Origin of the sequence: Pedobacter sp. CAN_A7 (genome assembly GCF_015752175.1) — a bacterium.
Taxonomy (GTDB): Bacteria; Bacteroidota; Bacteroidia; order Sphingobacteriales; family Sphingobacteriaceae; genus Pedobacter.
In genome coordinates this window covers 39,412-58,201 of record NZ_JADOUW010000006.1, presented here as the reverse complement: position 1 = coordinate 58,201, position 18,790 = coordinate 39,412, and the positions used below count along the sequence as shown (strand labels likewise).

Sequence of the window (18,790 nt, the reverse complement as noted above, 5' to 3'; positions counted from 1 at the left end):
AATAAAATGAAGAATTATATATTTTCAGCACTTATACTAACTGTAGTTAGCGGTTGTTCGACAAGAGCACAACAAAACGACAAAGGCTGGACGAAACTTTTTGATGGAAAAACAACTACAGGTTGGCACAGCTACGGTAAAACTACCGTTGGTGCCGGCTGGAAAGTGGAAGATGGTGCCCTACATCTAGATCCAACAGCTAAACAAAATGACGATGGTGACCTTGTAACTGATAAAGAGTACAGTAATTTCCACTTAAAGCTGGAATGGAAAGTAGCGCCAAAAGCCAACAGTGGAATACTGCTTTTTGTACATGAAGATGCTAAAAAGTATAACCAGCCATACAGTACCGGACTAGAAATGCAGGTATTGGATAATGAAGGTCATAAAGATGGTCAAATTAACAAACACCGCTCAGGCGATTTATATGATTTGATCAAAAGCAGCAGCGAACCGGTAAAACCTGTAGGCGAATGGAATAAGGTTGACGTGATCAGTAACAATGGTCAGTTGGAATTCAGACTGAACGATGTTAAAATAGTTTCTACCACCCTATGGGATGAAAACTGGAAAAGTCTGATTGCAGGAAGCAAATTCGCGAAATGGGAAAACTATGGCACCTTTAAATCTGGCAAAATTGCTTTGCAAGATCATGGTGATGAAGTTTGGTACCGAAATATATCCATTAAAGAGCTGTAACAATAAAAAATTTAAACAAATATGAATTTAAACAACCGCATTAAACTATCAGGGATGATGTTCCTGGAATTTTTCATCTGGGGATCCTGGTTTGTAACCCTGGGAACATTTCTTGGCAACAACCTGAGTGCTTCTGGTGGAGAAACGGCTGCCGTTTTCTCTACACAATCCTGGGGTGCTATTATCGCCCCATTTATCATAGGGTTGATTGCCGATCGATTTTTTAATGCTGAAAAGATTCTGGGCGTGCTGCACTTGATTGGTGCCGTTTTAATGTACCAAATGTATACAGCTACTGATGTTTCTCTTTTTTATCCATATGTGTTATCGTATATGATCTTGTTTATGCCAACCCTGGCATTGGTCAATTCGGTTTCCTTTAACCAAATGAAAGATCCTGAGAAGGAATTTTCTACCATCAGGGTTTGGGGCACCATCGGCTGGATCGTTGCAGGATTATTGATAAGTTTTGTTTTTCATTGGGATTCAGCTGAAGGTACCACTTCAGGACTGTTGAAAAACACTTTCTTAATGGCCGGAATTGGTTCATTGATATTAGGTTTGTTTAGTTTTGCCTTGCCTAAAACGCCACCTAAAGTACCTACTGGTGAAAAAGTAAAGGTTACAGAACTTCTAGGTCTAGATGCTTTAAAATTGCTTAAAGATAAAAACTTTGCTATTTTCTTCATTGCGTCTATTCTAATCTGTATTCCATTAGCCTTTTATTACCAAAATGCACATCCATTCTTAACGAGTTCAGGTATGGATAACCCTACGGGTAAAATGGCGATAGGACAAGTTTCTGAAGCTTTATTTTTATTGTTACTTCCACTATTCTTTTCAAGGTTCGGCTTTAAGAAAACTATTTTAGTTGGTATGCTTGCATGGGCAGTGCGTTATGCATTGTTTGCTTATGGAAATGCGTCTGACTTAAGTTTTATGCTCATCATCGGTATCGCACTTCATGGTGTTTGTTATGATTTCTTCTTTGTATCCGGACAGATTTATACAAATTCTAAAGCTGGCGATAAGTACAAAAGTTCTGCTCAAGGCTTAATTACCTTAGCCACTTATGGTGTAGGTATGTTAATTGGTTTTGAAGTTGCGGGCATGATTACCGATACCTACAAACTTGCCGATGGCTCATTTGATTGGAGAATGATTTGGATTATTCCAGCTGGTATTGCAGCAGTAGTTTTCTTACTATTTACGGTGTTCTTTAACGACAAGGATTCTGCTGTTAAAGAGGCAGCATTATAATTTAAAATGATGGACAAAGATAATGGCAGAAGAACTGCCCTAAAAAATATAGTCATGGGTACAGTCGCCTTAGGCGCATCAGGTGCGCTACAAAGTTTCACCTCCGTTGAAAAAACTGCTCATGCCCCTTTGAAAGGAAATATTAACCATGCAGTTTGTCAATGGTGTTTTCCTGACATGGATGTGGAAACCTTATGCAAGGAAGCCAGTAAAATGGGAATTAAAGGTATTGATTTGGTTGGCCCTAAAGATTGGCCAACCTTAAAAAAACACGGGTTAACTTCCACCATGTGTAATGGGGCGGAGATTAACCTGGTAGATGGCTTTAATGATCCGCAGTTTCATGATACGCTGGTTAAAAACTATACAGAAATGATTCCTAAAGTTGCCGCAGCGGGTTACACCAACCTGATCTGCTTCAGCGGGAACCGCCGTGGCAAGGATGACGAGACCGGATGGAACAATTGTGTCACTGGCTTGAAGAGAATAATCAAATTGGCTGAAGAACACAAAGTGGTGTTAGTGATGGAGTTGCTAAACAGCAAAATTAACCATAAGGATTATCAATGTGACAAGACGGCCTGGGGTGTGGAGCTTGCAAAAAGACTTGGCTCTCCTAACTTCAAACTGTTATATGATATTTATCATATGCAAATTGATGAAGGCGATGTAATCAATACCATTAGAAAAAGCCATGAGTACATTGCTCACTATCATACAGCGGGAGTTCCCGGCAGAAATGAAATTGAGGAAAATCAGGAACTAAATTACCCTGCAATCATGCGTGCCATCCATGAAACTGGCTTTAAAGGCTTTGTTGCACAGGAGTTTCTTCCCATTAAAAAAGATAAACTACAGTCCTTAAGAACTGCGGTAACCATTTGCGATATCTAAATTAACAGCCATGAATTCGAGAAGAAATTTTATCAAACTAACAGGCCTTGCAGCAGCAGGTGTAATTTTAATGCCCTCTTTTGCCTGTAGCCCGGCAGGAGCAGCAGAAAAAAGAATAGGTATACAACTCTATTCTTTAAGAGATTTGTTACCAAAGGACGTTAAAGGAGTAATCAAAAAAGTAGCTGAATTAGGATATAACGAAGTTGAAACCTACGGTTACTCGGTAGAAGGAAAGTTCTGGGGACTTTCGCCAGCAGACTTCAAAAGCCTGCTAACAGAGAATGGCTTAACGGCACCAAGTGGTCATTATGGTCTGGACAAGTTCTTTACTGACGGAGATACGGAAGATTTAAAAGCATTTATTGATGCGGCCAATGTGATTGGTAGTGAATACATCACCGTTCCTTACTTAGGCGACGCCTTAAGAAAAGACATTGACGGATATAAATCAGTAGCTGCGAAATTAAACCAGGCGGCCGAACTTTGTAAAGCATCCGGATTAAAATTAGCTTACCATAATCATGATTTTGAGTTTCAGAAGCATGGCGATACAACTGGTTATGCGGTGATGTTAAAAGAAACAGATCCAAACCTGGTAAAGTTCGAACTTGATTTATACTGGGTAATGCGTTCTGGAAACGATCCTAAAAAATTATTCACAGAAAATCCTGGGCGTTTCCCAATGTGGCATGTTAAAGATATGGACAAGGGAGATAAAGCGTTAAACACTGAAATAGGAAATGGAAGTATCGACTACAAAAAGATATTTGAAGACGCAAAACTTGCCGGATTAGAATACCCTTTTCTGGAGCAGGAGAATTTCAAGATCGATCCATATGAAAGCATTAAAACCAGTTTTAATTATATCAACACTGAATTAGTACGTTAAGTAGGGATTTTTTCATCATATTTGAGAATATAAGTTATCAATTTTTAAAATCTAGAACAGAATTATTCAATGAAAGTCGCAGTAGTAGGTGCCACTGGCTTAGTAGGCACTGTTATGTTAAAAGTGTTAGAAGAACGTAATTTCCCGTTAACCGAATTAATTCCGGTTGCATCAGAAAAGAGTGTAGGCAAAGAAATCACTTTTAAGGGTAAGAAGTTTGCTGTGGTAAATATAGATACTGCGATTTCAATGAAACCTGATATCGCTTTATTCTCTGCTGGAGGTGAAACTTCTTTGGAACATGCTCCTCGTTTTGCAGAAGCTGGTACCATTGTCATTGACAACTCTTCAGCATGGCGTATGGACCCGGCAAAAAAGCTGATCGTTCCAGAAGTTAACGCAGATGTTTTGTCAATCGATGATAAAATTATTGCCAACCCAAACTGTTCAACCATTCAAATGGTGGTGGCCTTAAAACCACTTCACGATAAATATAAAATTAAACGTGTAGTTGTTTCTACTTACCAGTCGGTGACCGGTACTGGCGTAAAAGCGGTAGAACAAATGATGAATGAACGTAAAGGTGTGGAGGGTCCAATGGCCTACGCCTACCCGATCGATTTAAACGTGATTCCGCAGATTGATGTATTCCAGGAAAATGGTTACACCAAAGAAGAGATGAAGATGATTTTGGAAACCCGTAAAATTCTGGGTGATGAAAGCATTAAAATTACGGCTACAACCGTGAGGATTCCTGTAATGGGAGGCCACTCTGAATCTGTAAACGTAGAGTTTGAGAATGAGTTTGATGTAACAGAAGTTAGGGAAATTTTGGATAGAACAGAAGGTATTGTTGTTGTTGATGATATTGCCAATCTTAAATACCCAATGCCAATTCATGCACATGATAAGGACGAAGTTTTTGTTGGCCGTATCAGACGTGATGAATCTTTACCAAACACCTTAAATATGTGGATCGTTGCAGATAACCTTCGTAAAGGCGCTGCAACCAATGCAGTACAAATTGCAGAATACTTATTGAGAACAGAATTAATTTAATAAAACAATACTCAGTTCATGTGATGTTCAGGCGGTAATTTACCGTTTGTACATCACATTTTTTTTTGACTAAAATGCGCCTACCATGAAAATAAAACACCTGGCCTTTGCACTTTCCTTAAGCATGATATCCCTGCATGGAATTGGACAAACCGTTGAACAAAAACTAGACAGGGCCTTTCAAGTACTCAGTAACGATCCGCAAGCTAAATATGCCTTGACTTCCCTTTGTGTACTAGACGCTAATACAGGAAAAATAGTTTTTGGCCGAAATGAAAATACCGGCCTGGCGACCGCTTCTACACTTAAAACCATAACTGCAGCCACTGCTTATAGTTTGCTTGGTAAAGATTTTCGCTATCAAACCACCCTGGCCTATAGTGGAAAAGTGAATAATGGAGTGCTTCAAGGCGACCTGATTATTATTGGTGGCGGCGACCCAACCCTGGGCTCCTCCCGATATGCGCAGCAAAAGGAAAATATGGTGTTAAACCAATGGGTTAAAGTAATTAAAGAAGCAGGGATCAATAAAATAGACGGTCGTGTAATTGGTGACGACGGTGCCTGGGGCAGCAGCGCTACTCCTGAAGGTTGGACCTGGCAGGATATGGGCAATTATTATGGGGCCGCCCCATCAGCCTTAAGCTGGCGGGAGAATCAATTTGACATCAAACTAAGGGCAAATACAAGGCAAAATCAAGCGGTATCACTTACGGGCGTAGTGCCAGCCATGCCTTATTTACAGGTAGTAAATGAACTGACTACCGGTGCCCAGGGTACTGGCGATAATGCTTATGCTTTTTTACCACCGTTATCGCGTATTGCCTACCTAAGAGGCACCTGGGGTTTGGGTATTCAAAAATCTGGAATTTCTGTAGCTTTACCGGATCCAGCGTATGATGCCGCTTACCGTTTGCAGGACACTTTGAAACGCCTGGGAATAACTGCAGGCGAAGTAACCACCAGCAGACAACTCCTGGCAGATAAACTCCCACTTCCAGTGGTAAGTCAGCAATTAAATACAATCACCTCCCCCTCTTTAAGTGAAATCATATACTGGTTTAACAAGAAAAGCATTAACCTTTATGGAGAAAACCTGATTAGAACCCTGGCCTGGAAAGCTGGAAAACCGGCAACAACAGCAAATGGAATAGAAGAGTTGATTACCTACTGGACAAAAAAGGGGCTGGATAAAAATGCATTGAATATGATTGATGGAAGCGGCTTGTCGCCGGCCAACCGGGTAACCAGTTACGCAATGGCTAGCATCCTGTTTCATGCACAACAAGAAGACTGGTTTGCTGATTTTTATAAATCACTCCCCATTAACAACGGCATGCAGTTAAAAAGTGGCAGTATTAAAGATGTATCAGCATACGCCGGATATTACACCAATGCTGCAGGCAAAAAATATGTGGTGGTAATTAACATTAACAATTACACCGGTTCAGGCATCAATAAGAAACTTTTTAAGACGCTTGATGCCTTAAAGTAAGCATTAAACCTGTTAAGAATATTATTAATATCTTGCAGCACACAAATAAAACTACCTCTTTACCATGAACAGAATTATTCCAATTATATTTTGTGCCCTGCTTGCTACGCAGGCCGGTGCACAGGAAATGACGACGGTTAATAGTAATACTACAGCAGAGTCTATCATGGCTTATCCACCGGAGATTGCCATCATTCCTGAACCTGTATCCATAAGTAAAAGCAGTGGCCATTTTGTCCTGCCTGAAAACATTACCATCCAGGCAGGTCCAGAAATGAAAGCAGTGGTTGACCACCTGCAAGAAAAACTTTCTGCAGCAACCGGATACTTTGTATCGAGCAGCAATACTCCAGCAAGCAAACCAACCATCAGGTTAGTCTTAAACAGTAAAGTAAACACGCAGATTGGTAACGAAGGTTATCAATTATCAGTTACCCCAGGGTTAATTGTTATTAAAGCTAATCAAGCTGCCGGGTTATTTTATGGTGTGCAAACCCTAATCCAACTTTTCCCTAAAGAAATAGAATCTGCGGAAGTGATGAAAGACATCGAGTGGAAAGCACCATGTGTAGAAATCACCGATTACCCACGTGTAGGCTGGCGTGGTTTGATGTTTGATGTGGCCCGCCACTTTTTTACCAAAGATGAGGTTAAACAATATATCGATGCGATGGTTCGCTATAAATACAACGTTTTACACCTACACTTAACTGATGACGAAGGCTGGCGGATTGAGATTAAAGGTCTGCCTAAACTTACCGAAGTTGGTGCCTGGAGCGTTAAAAAAGTGGGCACTTTTGGCGACTTTATTCCGCCAACACCAGATGAGCCAAGAACTTACGGTGGATTTTATACGCAGGAAGATTTAAAAGAAATCATTGCTTATGCAAAGGAAAGATTTGTAGACATCCTTCCTGAAATAGATGTACCTGGCCATAGTTTAGCTGCTATTGCCGCTTACCCTGAATTGTCATGCACACCAGGCGCAGAGAAATACCAGGTACGTTCAGGAGAGAAGATCATGGACTGGTCGCGGGGTGCACCGCCAATTGCATTGGTTGATAACACCCTCTGCCCTGCTAATGAAAAAGTATACGAATTTCTGGATACTGTAATTTCACAGGTTGCAGCATTATTTCCTTTTGAATACATCCACATGGGTGGCGATGAAGCACCAAGAAACTATTGGCAAAAAACCCCAGCTATTGCGGCTTTAATGAAAAGAGAAGGGTTGAAAAACATGGACGAGGTACAGGGCTACTTTGAAAAAAGAGTGCTGAAAATGGTGGAATCTAAAGGCAAGAAATTTATAGGCTGGGACGAGATTCTGGACGGTGATATTCCTTCTAATGCAGCCATCATGAGCTGGAGAGGTGTTAAATACGGCATTGAAGCTACCCATAAAAAACATGAGGTGGTCATGAGTCCTACAACCTACGCCTACCTGGATTACATGCAGAGCGATGTGATGTTCGAACCTAAGGTATACGCCAGCTTACGCTTAAGCAAATCTTATGAATTCGACCCAATACCTGCAGGTGCAGACGCTAAATACATTAAAGGTGGGCAGGCAAACCTGTGGGCAGAGCAAATTTACAACATCCGTCAGGCCGAATACATGACCTGGCCAAGAGCCATGGCCATTGCAGAATCCGTTTGGTCGCCGAAAGAAAAGAAAAACTGGGAAACTTTCTTCCCTAAAGTGGAACAGCATTTTAAACGCCTGGACATGTCGGAGACTAAATATGCGCCAAGTGTATACGATCCGATCTTTAAAGCAACCAGATCAGCCGACAAACAACTTCTTATCGAACTGACTACAGAGGTGAAAGGACTGGACATTTATTATAGCTTTGATAACTCGTATCCGGATCGTTTTTACCCGAAATATACAGAAAGGTTGTTGCCACCAAAAGATGCCACCCAATTGCGCGTTATTACTTATAAAGGCAAGGAACCCGTTGGCCGCATGCTGACCATGCCTATTGAAGAATTGAAAAAAAGAGCAAGTAAATAATAACACATTGAGGTATTTTGTTCACATCAGTTATCATGGATTAAACTTTGCGGGCTGGCAAATACAGCCAGGGGTTTTAAACGTACAGGGTGTGCTTGAAAAAGCATTTACTCAGGTGTTTAAAACCCCTGTTACTATAAACGGATGCGGCCGTACAGATGCACAGGTGCATGCCAGTCAGTTCTTTTTCCATGTAGACCTGGAGCAAACCTGGGATTACGACCTGGCCTTTCGCCTTAATAAGATACTGCCACCCAGCATAGCGGTTTATGATATCATTGCGATGGAAGGACTGCCTCATGCCCGCTTTGATGCCGTATTGCGTTCTTACGATTACTTCCTCCATACGTATAAAAACCCTTTCCTTAATGGTTTAAGTTCTTACTATCTGTTAGAAAACTTAAACCTCGATAACATGAAAAAGGCAGTGGCCTTGTTACCCAAATACAACGATTACCGGGCATTTTGCACTAGTCCTGATAAATATGAACATACCCTGTGTTATGTAAAATCAGCCAACCTGCTCATCGATGATAATGCCGAACGTATCCGTTTCCAGATCTCTTCTAACCGCTTTCTGGGCAAAATGATTAGGATCATCATGGGCCAGTTGCTCAAGATCGGAACAAATGAACTTAGCGTCGATGAATTTGAAGGCCACCTGATTAGTAAGGTCACACCGAAACTCATCACACCTGCACACCCTCAAGGTTTATACCTTTCTAAAGTGGTATACCCCTATTTAAATTTACCACCCCGTTTCTCCTTTTCTTCGATCTTGCCAAACCAGGATGAGCAGCTGTGGAAAGGCGTGTAACGATCCATCTAACTACTTGACATTATAGATCTTATTACATAACTTTAATAGAGGACTTCGCTAAAATGAAGGTTTTACTATGAATGTTGTAAATAAAATTGAGCATTGGGGAGATGAACATAAAACCAAATGGCTCGACATGATTCGCATTGCCCTGGGCCTGCTCATCTTTTTTAAAGGCATTGCATTGATTAGTAATAACCAGGCCGCACAAGACCTGATTTTTCAAAACAATGTTTTCGGCTTCTCCGGCATGATGGCCAGCCTCGCTATTCATATTGTGGCCTTTGTACACCTTGTTGGCGGCTTGTTAATTGCCATAGGCCTGCTAACACGCTTTGCTGCAGTTATTCAAATTCCCATTCTGCTTTGTGCCATTTTCTTTGTAAACCTTGGCAAAGGGTTTAGTATGCTTAATTCTGAGCTCTGGCTTTCTGTACTGGTCTTGTTGTTATTAATCGTGTTCTGGGTAGTTGGCTCCGGCCCATTGTCGGTAGATCAATCCATGAAAAGGAAATTAAAATGAGATTCAGCAAGTGGGAATTCGGTAAATTTGCATAAAAATAGATTATGAATTTCCATACCAGAAAATGGGTAAAACCAGAAGATTTAAATCCAAACGGAACACTTTTCGGGGGTAGTTTATTAAGGTGGATAGATGAAGAAGCTGCTATATATGCTATTGTGCAATTAGAAAATCATCATGTGGTTACTAAATATATCTCCGAGATTAACTTTGTAAGTTCGGCCAGGCAAGGCGATATCATTGAAATGGGCATCACCGCTATAGATTTTGGTAACACCTCTTTAACCATGCGCTGCGAAGTCCGCAACAAAATTACCCGTAAAAGTATTCTTACTATCGACAAAATGGTCTTTGTCAATGTAGATGAGTATGGGAATCCAAAAGCTCACGGCAAAACAAAAATTAAGTTTATCGAAGAGCAGTTTTTAGGCGATAACCATTAATTATACGGTTACATGAGTAAGTAGCTGTGTATGCAGCCCCTCTGGCGTCAGGTTGATTCCATTAACCTTAAGCTGTGCTCTTTCGTAAAAACCAGCCCGTTCCTGAAGCTTTTGCTCAATAAAGCTGATTAAACCGGCTTCGTCCAAATCTTTAATTAATGGTCGCTTGGCTTTGCCACCTGCTAAACGTTTGGCTAAAGCTACAGGCGGCATTTCGATGTACACGCTAATGCCATTGGCATTCATCCATTCCATGTTGTCGAAAAAGCAGGGCACCCCACCTCCGGTGGCTATGACCGCTTGCGCTGCATAAGGAAAAGATTTCAGCAAGTCGCTTTCTTGTTTGCGGAAAGCTGCTTCCCCATGTTCTGCAAAATAACTAGCCACGCTTTGTCCTAATGCCTTTTCTATTTCCAGATCCAGATCTACCAATTGATAGGCTAAGCGGGTAGCCAGCTTTTTAGCAATGGTTGTCTTTCCGCAACCCATAAATCCTATTAAAAATATTTTCATGATTAAGCCAGTTTTACCCTCGGATCAACAAAGGCATATAATACATCTACTAAAATATTGACCAGCACAAATATAAAGGCAATGAATAATATGGAACCCATAACCACTGGAAAATCCGACATTTCTAATGCAGCTACGGTTGTACGACCTAAGCCATTATAGCCAAATACATATTCCACAAAAAAGGACCCTGCCAGCAGAGAGGCAAACCAGCCAGAAATTGCTGTAATGACTGGGTTAAGGGCATTTTTTAAGGCGTGTTTGTAGATAATGGTAAGCCGATCTAAACCTTTTGCCCTGGCCGTACGGATGTAATCCTGGCCTAAAACATCAAGCATGGCACTACGGGTTAGCTGTACAATAACTGCTAATGGCCTTAAGCCCAGCGTAAACATGGGTAGCCATAAATTCTTCCAGGTGGTCACTTCACCTTCAAAGGGGTCGTAACTGTATAAACTACCCGACATGTTTAAACCAGTGTAGTCACTCAATACAAAGCCAAAAAACCAGGCAATGATAATACCAGCAAAAAAAGATGGTGCAGATATACCGAGGATGGCAAAAGAATTTGCCGCCTTATCGATCCAGGTATCCCGGTGAACGGCAGAAACCACCCCCAACAGCACGCCAATCACAGTAGCAAATAGCATGGCTGATAAGGCCAGTATAAAGGTGTTGGGTACAGTTTCCGCTAAAATAGTGGTGACATTACGTTTGGTTTGATATGACCGGCGCAGGTATGGCCATTTTACAGCAACCACATCCTTCCCAATACTAAATACTTTTACATAACCATACTTCTCTTGTGCAGCAACAGTATTTTCATGTAAACCGATAACGGATAGGTCATTGACATACAAAAAAAACTGTACCGGTTTAGACTTGTCCAAACCAAACTCTTTACGCACGGCGTCCAGCGACTGCACATCAGAACGCTGACCCATGGTCATCCTTGCCGGATCACCCGGCAGAATATTAAATAAAACAAATACCACTACAATTACACCAGCCAGAACGGCCAGGCCATACAAAAGCTTTTTGATGGCGTAGGACAACATGATTATTTATCGAAATATTGTTTAGCAAGCTCCTCAAAAGAAGGTGCCTGGTTGTAATGCCATTTATTAATGACGGTGCCGTTTTTCAATAATAGCAAGCCTGGGTTTGCACGAACCATACTCTTCAGCGGCACGGCATCAGCATAAAACACTTCAGCAAAAAGTTTGATTCTTTTGCTCAGCGCATCAGCATCCTGGGCGGAGTTAGAAGTGAGCAACACCGTTCTCAAATTGTATTCCTGGGCTGCTTTAAATGCAATCACATTCAGTTCTGCCAAAGCCTTTTCATTGGTGTCACCCAGGTTATAAGCCACAATAACCAAATTATAATAAGGGTTTTCAATCAGTTCTTTGGTATAATCAGTACCCGACGCATCGCTGATAAATAAATCTTTAATCTTTGGCTCAAATCCTTTTTTAACCAGCTTTTTATCCGGGTCGCCCACGATTTCCCAGTTCTCATCTTTCCAGATTTCTGTTTTCAGGTAGTCCTTATCAGAAAGCTGTTTTTTCTCTCCTGTTTTTTTGTTCTCCAGGTTATACATAATGAGGTACTCATCCAGCACAGCACCTTCAGGTATTTTCATGAGCTCCGGCAAGTTTGCCCCTACTTTATAAGGCAGGAAATCGACAAATGGCTGGCGACTATAGGTCACTAAAGAAAAGGCCAGGGACCCAACAAGTAAAAATCCTAGCCATGCTCTTTGTGCTTTCACACTTTGAACCAGAGGATTAATTTTATCGCGGTAAATAAACAGGTAAACGATCAGCACCAGGAGTACAATGTCCTTCATGAACGATTGCCAAGGCGTTAATGGAATGGCATCGCCAAAACACCCACAAGAAGTAACTACTTTAAAAACGGCAGAAACAAAGGTCAGGAAGGTAAAGAAGACAATAATGCCCAGCAAGCCTGTAGTCACCTTTTTGCTCCAAAGGCCCAGTAACAATAACCCACCTAAAACAATCTCCAGTACACATAAAAATATGGCAATTCCGGTGGCAAAACCACTTAGGAAAGGCATGTGGAAAACCTCAAAATATTCCTGTAGTTTATAGCCAAAACCAAGCGGATCATTGGCCTTAATTAAGCCAGAAAAAATAAAGAGTACACCAACAAATATCCTGGCAAAGTTTAAAACTATCTTATTCATAACTAGGCAACTTTAAGTTTGATGAGTGCAAATACTGCATAGTTTAACATGTCCTGGTAGTTTGCATGCACACCTTCAGAGGCAAGCGTAGCCCCCTGGTTATCTTCAATTTGTTTTACTCTTAAAATTTTCATCAAGATCAGGTCTGTTAGCGAACTTATTCTCATATCGCGCCAGGCCTCGCCGTAATCATGATTTTTATCCATCATTAATTGTTTGGTTGTCCTCACCTGCCCATCAAAAAGATTCTCCACCACGGCACTGTCCAATTCGTATGGATCAGTTTCCGTAAGCTGCAACTGCATCATGGCAATTACACAATAGTTAACAATGGCAATATATTCTGAGGTGATGCTTTCATCAATTTTTGAAACTTTTTTCTCTTCCAGCGTACGGATTCGCTGTGCTTTGATAAATAACTGATCGGTAATTGATTGCGGCCGGAGGATTCGCCAGGCGGTACCGTAATCATTCGTTTTCTTTATAAAAAGCGATTTACAAACCGCTAAAACGGCGTCGTATTCTTGTGAGGTGTTTGCTGCCAAAACAATTAAAATATTTAGTTTAAAGCTGTTTTATACTGTATTTTTGTACTTAACAATGGATAAAGATACATTTTTAAACCGAAAGACTACACTTAACCTCAAAGGCCAGCTGCTTGATTTAAGTACCCCATCGGTCATGGGAATCGTTAATATCACACCCGATTCTTTTTTCTCTGATAGTCGGAACGCCACAGTAGACATGGCCCTTCAAAAGACTGACAAGTTGCTTCAGGAAGGTGCAAAATTCATTGATATCGGCGGTTACTCTTCCCGGCCTGGGGCTGCTGAAGTAAGCACGGCAGAAGAAACTGATCGTGTGGTTCCGGTTATTGAAGCCATTAGCAAAGCTTTTCCCGCAGCAATTTTATCCATTGACACTTTCCGCGCTTCAGTAGCAGAACACAGTATAACAGCCGGTGCACATCTCATCAACGATATATCTGGTGGTGAACTTGATCAAACCATGTTTGACATGGTTGCGAGGTTGCAGGTTCCATACATCCTGATGCACATGAAAGGCACTCCCCAAACCATGCATAAAGATCCATTTTACGAGGACATCACTTTAGAAGTGGCCAGCTATTTTGAAAAGAAAATAGTGGCATTGAAGGCATTAGGGGTTAAAGATATTATACTGGACCCTGGTTTTGGCTTTGCAAAAAATGCAACCCACAATTATAAGCTATTACAGGAAATGAGCGACCTGCACATCTTTGGTTTACCCCTATTGGTGGGTTTCTCCAGAAAAGCGATGGTTTACAAAACCTTAGGTACCACGCCCGAAAAAGCCTTAAACGGAACTACGGTATTAAATACCATCGCCTTGCTTAAAGGTGCAAATATTTTTAGGGTGCATGATGTGAAAGAAGCCGCTGAATGTGTAGCGCTTGTACAAAAAATGCAACAGGCTTAATCTACAATAATTTGCTAACTTGGCGATAATGAAAGGCTTTGATTTTGATTTTTTAAGGGTAACCATCACAGATGTAGTCGACATCATATTTGTGGCTATCCTCATCTATTACGTGTACAGTCTGATTAAAAACACCCTGGCCGTTAATTTATTGCTGGGAATGTTCATCATTCTAATCCTCTATGTGGTTGTAGATGCCTTAAACATGAGCCTGCTGTCTACCATCATCAACAAGTTTATGAGTGTGGGCATCATTGCCTTAATTGTGATCTTCCAGCCCGAAATCCGGCGGTTCTTACTCCTCATTGGCAAAAATACCTTCCTCCAAAAAAATAAAGCCTGGTGGGGTTACCTGTTTGGCCAAAAAGACATCGACCGTGATAACCTCCTGCGTATTAAACCTATTATCGATGCTTGTAAAAGCATGAAAAAGTCCAGAACTGGTGCGTTGATTGTATTTGTTAAATTCTATGACGACCAGCTGTTTGCCAACAGTTGTGAAGTGATTGATGCTAAAATATCTAAACGTTTGTTAGAATGTATCTTTCAGAAAAACAGCCCACTACATGATGGTGCCGTGGTTATTGCAGAAAATAAAATCAAAAGTGCCAGCTGTATATTACCCTTAACAGAAAACGATAAACTACCACCACAATTTGGTTTACGTCACCGGGCGGGTATCGGAATCTCTGAAAATACGGATGCCGTTGCGGTCATCATCTCCGAAGAAACAGGGGAAATTGCCTACGCCAAACAAGGCAGGGTGCGTATGAACGTATCTTTTGGGGAACTGGAGAAATTGTTAAACAAGGATTTTTAGTGTGGCTTTATGCTAAATTGGTTGTTTTTATGACCTTTTAATTGTCTAAATTCGACTAACCAAATACAACCAAAATACAACCCATGAAAATCTTAATGGCAATACTATTCCTCTTCATTGGAATTATCGTTCTGGCACTGGTAGCTGCCCTGTTTATCAATAAAGAATATGTGGTAGAACGTGAAGTGGTGATCAATAAGCCGCGACAGGAAGTGTATAACTATATCAAATACCTTAAAAACCAGGACAACTTTAGTAAGTGGGCCAATTTAGATCCGGCCATGGAAAAAGTTTACCGCGGCAATGACGGTACAGTAGGTGCGGTGTCGGCATGGAACAGCAAACAAGATAATGTTGGCCAGGGAGAGCAGGAAATCACGAAAATAGTGGAAGGAAAAAGTATAGAAACGGAACTGCGTTTTATCAGGCCTTTTAAAATCACCTGTGCTGGTTTAATGACGACCGATGATTACCAGGGCATTGCTACAAAAGTGAAATGGAGTTTCTTTGGTAAAATGCCTTATCCAATGAACCTGATGATCCCATTGATGAACGTAAAAACTTCCATTGCAAATGACCTCGATGTAGGATTGGGCAACTTGAAAGTTATCATGGAGGGCAAGTAAGTGGACCATTTAATTTCGACATCGGTTATCCCTCCCACCGGGTTAAGTCCAAGTTAAGTCCAAGTTGAAACCAAGTTTTGCGTGAAAAATACTTGGACTTATGATAGATTTAATATGCGTGAAATCTGTACCCTTTGAGGGCCAGACTAGTGTCGCACTAAACCAAAAAGAGGTTGATCATTTATAAATGATCAACCTCTTTTTGGTGAGTAGCTAAATGATTAGCAATGTTGTTCGAAAGCACCAATCAGGCTATCGGCAATCATTTGTGCCGGGCGACCTTCAATTTGATGACGTTCAATCATATGAACCAATTTACCGTCTTTGAATAATGCCATTGCTGGTGATGATGGAGGGAAAGGCATCATAAAGCTTCTTGCTTTGTCTACTGCTTCTTTTTCCATACCTGCGAAAACCGTGATCAGTTTAGTAGGGTGTTTTTCATTTGCAGCAGCAAGTCTGGCAGCCGGGCGGGCATTTGCAGCCGCACAACCACATACAGAATTGACTACAACAAATACAGTACCTTCTGTATTGATGGCATTTTCTACGTCTTCAGCCGTTTTCATTTCTTCAAAACCTACTTTAGTAAGTTCGGCACGCATAGGTTCAACTAAATATTCTGGATACATATCTTTAAATTCTTGTTGGTTAATCTCAATTGAGATACAAAGGTACTGTACTGATGCATAGCATCAAAACGATGAACAGATTTGCAAAAGTTTTTACCTGGAAATTACGTAATAAGTCCGCTATCCACCTGATTGCTACTAGCAAACTCTACCAGGAAGGTGGTACTGGCTTAATAAACGGCGTATAGCGGTTAATTAAACCAGTACCTCTTCTCATATGGTCAGCTTCAAGAAGTATTACCTGACCGTTCACATCACACCAGTAACTTTCATCATCCGTTGGTAAATCAGCTATACCAGTTACCGTTTTCCATTTTGGTTGCAGTTGTTCCTGCATCCATTTGGCACCTTGGATAAAGGACTGGCAGAACTCGGGTTTTAAGTCAGCACCGTAATCATCAAACCGGGTGTTAATAAATTCCTTTTCCGCTACGTCTTTTATCTGCTCTTCCGTTATATTCATCATAGATTCTTAAGGTTTAGTTTGTTATGTCTCTAGGTTCAATAATACCTGTTACCATGTCACACATACGTTTTATTGAAGAACTTGGATTTATAAACTTGAAAAAACAATTCTTTTTTTTTCTATGCCTTTCGGCCGGTTCATTTTTTCTATTTCCAGCAATTCAAAAGCGTTATTAGAAACCAGATAACGAACTCTTACTACGAATCTGAAACTATTGCAGGAACAAATCATCACGATTAATGCCATTGAAAATCCATCAAGATGAAGGTCCTATATCTTAATCCTAGCTGGGACGTGAACTATACAATGAATTTCCAATTTAAGGATGTAAGGTTAGAATATCATTTGAAAATCAGGATTATCAAGAATGTATACCATATGTCCACAGCTTAACTGCCCTCTTTGATTTTGGCCAAACTATTGCGTAATTTTGTGAAAGGAAACAGACATAATGAACATTCACATCATTTTTAGGTGAAACAACATTGCACATTGCTTGTAACCGACTATCATTTAAACATTTAACAATAATCAATATGTCATCAGTAGAGACAACTTACGTTCCTTACAAAGTTAAGGACATTTCACTGGCAGAATGGGGCCGTAAAGAAATTGGATTAGCCGAAGCAGAAATGCCAGGTCTAATGTCATTACGCGAAGAATTCGGTCCATCGAAACCATTAAAAGGAGCCCGCATTGCCGGTTGCCTTCACATGACCATCCAAACTGCAGTTTTGATTGAAACTTTAGTTGAACTAGGTGCTGAAGTAACCTGGTCATCATGTAATATATTCTCCACTCAAGATCACGCTGCTGCTGCTATTGCTGCTGCTGGTATTCAAGTTTATGCCTGGAAAGGTTTAAATGAAGAAGAATTTGACTGGTGTATTGAACAAACATTGCATTTCGGTCCAGACCGTCAGCCATTAAACATGATTTTGGATGATGGTGGTGATTTAACGAATATGGTTTTCGACAAGTTCCCAGAACTGATCGCTGCTATTAAAGGTTTATCAGAAGAAACCACTACCGGTGTTCACCGCTTATATGAGCGCATGAAAAACGGAACATTGCATATCCCAGCCATTAACGTAAACGATTCAGTAACTAAATCTAAATTTGATAACAAATACGGTTGCCGTGAATCCTTAGTAGATGCGATTCGTCGTGCTACTGACGTGATGATGGCAGGTAAAGTTGCTGTTGTTGCTGGTTACGGTGATGTAGGTAAAGGTTCTGCAGAATCGTTAAGCTCACAAGGTGTGAGAGTAATCGTTTCTGAAATCGATCCTATCTGTGCATTGCAAGCAGCAATGGAAGGTTACCAGGTTCAGAAATTCGCTAACGCGGTTAAACTTGCTGATATTGTGGTAACCACAACAGGTAACTGTAACATCGTTCGTGCAGAACACTTTAAAACAATGAAAGATAAAGTGATTGTGTGTAACATTGGTCACTTTGATAACGAAATTGATGTTGCCTGGTTAAATACAAACTATGGTGATACTAAAGTAGAAATCAAACCACAGGTTGACAAATACACCATCGACGGTAAAGATGTGATTCTTTTAGCCGAAGGTCGTTTAGTAAACTTAGGTTGTGCTACTGGCCACCCAAGTTTTGTGATGTCTAACTCTTTCACTAACCAAACTTTAGCGCAATTAGAATTGTGGACTAACACCGCTGCTTATGAAAACAAAGTTTATGTATTACCTAAACATTTGGATGAGAAAGTAGCACGTTTACACTTAGCTAAAGTAGGTGCAGAATTAGATGTATTAGATCAAACCCAGGCTGATTATATCGGGGTACCGGTTGAAGGTCCTTTTAAATCTGACGCATACAGATACTAAAAATAAGAGCTTAAATCTCGAAATCAGGCGGGTGCCCCAATAAGGGCATCCGCCTTTTTTTGTGCAGGCACGGCGAATTTGTTACAAGTCAACAACAGCTGCTAAGGA

Annotated in this window: 20 protein-coding genes; 14 read left to right on the top strand and 6 right to left on the bottom strand. The window is 40.8% G+C overall.

Annotation, left to right across the window (positions count from 1 at the left end):
* The first annotated feature begins 6 nt into the window (after nucleotides 1-6).
* From IWX76_RS17770 to IWX76_RS17725, 10 genes are all read left to right on the top strand, one after another.
* Nucleotides 7-699: a 3-keto-disaccharide hydrolase gene (locus IWX76_RS17770; protein WP_196861383.1), complete on the top strand. Its 693-nt coding sequence runs from the start codon at nucleotides 7-9 to the stop codon at nucleotides 697-699.
* Nucleotides 700-720: 21 nt separating this feature from the next.
* On the top strand, nucleotides 721-1,959 hold the full coding sequence (locus IWX76_RS17765) for a nucleoside permease (RefSeq protein WP_196861382.1): 1,239 nt from the start codon (nucleotides 721-723) through the stop codon (nucleotides 1,957-1,959).
* Nucleotides 1,960-1,965: 6 nt separating this feature from the next.
* A complete protein-coding gene (locus IWX76_RS17760) occupies nucleotides 1,966-2,853 on the top strand; it encodes a hydroxypyruvate isomerase family protein (protein ID WP_334642143.1) in 888 nt (295 codons plus the stop codon).
* A 10-nt stretch (nucleotides 2,854-2,863) separates the two neighbouring features.
* Complete coding sequence (locus tag IWX76_RS17755; RefSeq protein WP_196861381.1) at nucleotides 2,864-3,745, top strand: sugar phosphate isomerase/epimerase family protein; 882 nt, start codon at nucleotides 2,864-2,866, stop codon at nucleotides 3,743-3,745.
* Between the two features lie 69 nt (nucleotides 3,746-3,814).
* The gene (locus IWX76_RS17750) at nucleotides 3,815-4,804 is read left to right on the top strand and encodes an aspartate-semialdehyde dehydrogenase (RefSeq protein WP_196861380.1); all 990 of its coding nucleotides are present in this window, start codon (nucleotides 3,815-3,817) and stop codon (nucleotides 4,802-4,804) included.
* An 85-nt stretch (nucleotides 4,805-4,889) separates the two neighbouring features.
* Nucleotides 4,890-6,299, top strand: a complete 1,410-nt coding sequence (dacB, locus tag IWX76_RS17745; protein WP_196861379.1) for a D-alanyl-D-alanine carboxypeptidase/D-alanyl-D-alanine endopeptidase — start codon at nucleotides 4,890-4,892, stop codon at nucleotides 6,297-6,299.
* A 64-nt stretch (nucleotides 6,300-6,363) separates the two neighbouring features.
* Nucleotides 6,364-8,316 (top strand): beta-N-acetylhexosaminidase, encoded by a 1,953-nt coding sequence (locus tag IWX76_RS17740; RefSeq protein WP_334642142.1) that lies wholly within the window; start codon nucleotides 6,364-6,366, stop codon nucleotides 8,314-8,316.
* Between the two features lie 7 nt (nucleotides 8,317-8,323).
* Nucleotides 8,324-9,133 (top strand): tRNA pseudouridine synthase A, encoded by an 810-nt coding sequence (locus tag IWX76_RS17735; protein ID WP_196861378.1) that lies wholly within the window; start codon nucleotides 8,324-8,326, stop codon nucleotides 9,131-9,133.
* Nucleotides 9,134-9,212: 79 nt separating this feature from the next.
* A complete protein-coding gene (locus IWX76_RS17730; protein ID WP_196861377.1) occupies nucleotides 9,213-9,659 on the top strand; it encodes a DoxX family protein in 447 nt (148 codons plus the stop codon).
* A 44-nt stretch (nucleotides 9,660-9,703) separates the two neighbouring features.
* On the top strand, nucleotides 9,704-10,102 hold the full coding sequence (locus IWX76_RS17725) for an acyl-CoA thioesterase (protein ID WP_196861376.1): 399 nt from the start codon (nucleotides 9,704-9,706) through the stop codon (nucleotides 10,100-10,102).
* Here the strand turns inward: IWX76_RS17725 and IWX76_RS17720 are convergent, their stop codons facing one another.
* Genes IWX76_RS17720 through IWX76_RS17705 form a run of 4 tightly spaced genes read right to left on the bottom strand, consistent with a single transcriptional unit; the run spans nucleotide 10,103 to nucleotide 13,372 of the window.
* A complete protein-coding gene (locus IWX76_RS17720) occupies nucleotides 10,103-10,615 on the bottom strand; it encodes a shikimate kinase (RefSeq protein ID WP_196861375.1) in 513 nt (170 codons plus the stop codon).
* A gap of 2 nt (nucleotides 10,616-10,617) precedes the next feature.
* Entirely contained in the window at nucleotides 10,618-11,673 is a 1,056-nt protein-coding gene (locus IWX76_RS17715) for an ABC transporter permease (protein WP_196861374.1), read from the bottom strand.
* A gap of 2 nt (nucleotides 11,674-11,675) precedes the next feature.
* Entirely contained in the window at nucleotides 11,676-12,827 is a 1,152-nt protein-coding gene (locus tag IWX76_RS17710) for a BT_3928 family protein (RefSeq protein WP_196861373.1), read from the bottom strand.
* 2 nt (nucleotides 12,828-12,829) lie between these two features.
* Nucleotides 12,830-13,372: a DUF1599 domain-containing protein gene (locus IWX76_RS17705; protein ID WP_196861372.1), complete on the bottom strand. Its 543-nt coding sequence runs from the start codon at nucleotides 13,370-13,372 to the stop codon at nucleotides 12,830-12,832.
* 55 nt (nucleotides 13,373-13,427) lie between these two features.
* Between IWX76_RS17705 and folP the strand changes: the two genes are divergently transcribed.
* The 3 genes from folP to IWX76_RS17690 all read left to right on the top strand — a co-directional run bounded on the left by folP (nucleotide 13,428) and on the right by IWX76_RS17690 (nucleotide 15,731).
* A complete protein-coding gene (gene folP / locus IWX76_RS17700; RefSeq protein WP_196861371.1) occupies nucleotides 13,428-14,285 on the top strand; it encodes a dihydropteroate synthase in 858 nt (285 codons plus the stop codon).
* A 28-nt stretch (nucleotides 14,286-14,313) separates the two neighbouring features.
* Nucleotides 14,314-15,105 carry a diadenylate cyclase CdaA gene (gene cdaA, locus IWX76_RS17695; protein ID WP_196861370.1) on the top strand — a complete coding sequence of 264 codons (792 nt, stop codon included), beginning with the start codon at nucleotides 14,314-14,316 and terminating at the stop codon, nucleotides 15,103-15,105.
* A gap of 95 nt (nucleotides 15,106-15,200) precedes the next feature.
* Nucleotides 15,201-15,731 carry an SRPBCC family protein gene (locus tag IWX76_RS17690; protein WP_334642141.1) on the top strand — a complete coding sequence of 177 codons (531 nt, stop codon included), beginning with the start codon at nucleotides 15,201-15,203 and terminating at the stop codon, nucleotides 15,729-15,731.
* 221 nt (nucleotides 15,732-15,952) lie between these two features.
* Here the strand turns inward: IWX76_RS17690 and IWX76_RS17685 are convergent, their stop codons facing one another.
* The gene (locus tag IWX76_RS17685) at nucleotides 15,953-16,363 is read right to left on the bottom strand and encodes a BrxA/BrxB family bacilliredoxin (RefSeq protein WP_196861368.1); all 411 of its coding nucleotides are present in this window, start codon (nucleotides 16,361-16,363) and stop codon (nucleotides 15,953-15,955) included.
* Nucleotides 16,364-16,511: 148 nt separating this feature from the next.
* On the bottom strand, nucleotides 16,512-16,829 hold the full coding sequence (locus tag IWX76_RS17680; protein ID WP_196861367.1) for a hypothetical protein: 318 nt from the start codon (nucleotides 16,827-16,829) through the stop codon (nucleotides 16,512-16,514).
* Between the two features lie 536 nt (nucleotides 16,830-17,365).
* Between IWX76_RS17680 and ahcY the strand changes: the two genes are divergently transcribed.
* On the top strand, nucleotides 17,366-18,682 hold the full coding sequence (gene ahcY, locus IWX76_RS17675) for an adenosylhomocysteinase (protein WP_196861366.1): 1,317 nt from the start codon (nucleotides 17,366-17,368) through the stop codon (nucleotides 18,680-18,682).
* Nucleotides 18,683-18,790 lie beyond the last annotated feature (108 nt).

What these genes read in the sequence shown, in the direction of transcription:
- IWX76_RS17685 (WP_196861368.1), bottom strand. Translation starts at nt 16,363, where the DNA reads ATGTATCCAGAATATTTAGTTGAACCTATGCGTGCCGAACTTACTAAA.
- IWX76_RS17720 (WP_196861375.1), bottom strand. Translation starts at nt 10,615, where the DNA reads ATGAAAATATTTTTAATAGGATTTATGGGTTGCGGAAAGACAACCATT.
- folP (WP_196861371.1), top strand. Translation starts at nt 13,428, where the DNA reads ATGGATAAAGATACATTTTTAAACCGAAAGACTACACTTAACCTCAAA.
- IWX76_RS17770 (WP_196861383.1), top strand. Translation starts at nt 7, where the DNA reads ATGAAGAATTATATATTTTCAGCACTTATACTAACTGTAGTTAGCGGT.
- dacB (WP_196861379.1), top strand. Translation starts at nt 4,890, where the DNA reads ATGAAAATAAAACACCTGGCCTTTGCACTTTCCTTAAGCATGATATCC.
- IWX76_RS17740 (WP_334642142.1), top strand. Translation starts at nt 6,364, where the DNA reads ATGAACAGAATTATTCCAATTATATTTTGTGCCCTGCTTGCTACGCAG.
- IWX76_RS17765 (WP_196861382.1), top strand. Translation starts at nt 721, where the DNA reads ATGAATTTAAACAACCGCATTAAACTATCAGGGATGATGTTCCTGGAA.
- IWX76_RS17725 (WP_196861376.1), top strand. Translation starts at nt 9,704, where the DNA reads ATGAATTTCCATACCAGAAAATGGGTAAAACCAGAAGATTTAAATCCA.
- IWX76_RS17680 (WP_196861367.1), bottom strand. Translation starts at nt 16,829, where the DNA reads ATGATGAATATAACGGAAGAGCAGATAAAAGACGTAGCGGAAAAGGAA.
- ahcY (WP_196861366.1), top strand. Translation starts at nt 17,366, where the DNA reads ATGTCATCAGTAGAGACAACTTACGTTCCTTACAAAGTTAAGGACATT.
- IWX76_RS17760 (WP_334642143.1), top strand. Translation starts at nt 1,966, where the DNA reads ATGATGGACAAAGATAATGGCAGAAGAACTGCCCTAAAAAATATAGTC.
- IWX76_RS17750 (WP_196861380.1), top strand. Translation starts at nt 3,815, where the DNA reads ATGAAAGTCGCAGTAGTAGGTGCCACTGGCTTAGTAGGCACTGTTATG.
- IWX76_RS17755 (WP_196861381.1), top strand. Translation starts at nt 2,864, where the DNA reads ATGAATTCGAGAAGAAATTTTATCAAACTAACAGGCCTTGCAGCAGCA.
- IWX76_RS17710 (WP_196861373.1), bottom strand. Translation starts at nt 12,827, where the DNA reads ATGAATAAGATAGTTTTAAACTTTGCCAGGATATTTGTTGGTGTACTC.
- IWX76_RS17690 (WP_334642141.1), top strand. Translation starts at nt 15,201, where the DNA reads ATGGCAATACTATTCCTCTTCATTGGAATTATCGTTCTGGCACTGGTA.
- cdaA (WP_196861370.1), top strand. Translation starts at nt 14,314, where the DNA reads ATGAAAGGCTTTGATTTTGATTTTTTAAGGGTAACCATCACAGATGTA.
- IWX76_RS17730 (WP_196861377.1), top strand. Translation starts at nt 9,213, where the DNA reads ATGAATGTTGTAAATAAAATTGAGCATTGGGGAGATGAACATAAAACC.
- IWX76_RS17715 (WP_196861374.1), bottom strand. Translation starts at nt 11,673, where the DNA reads ATGTTGTCCTACGCCATCAAAAAGCTTTTGTATGGCCTGGCCGTTCTG.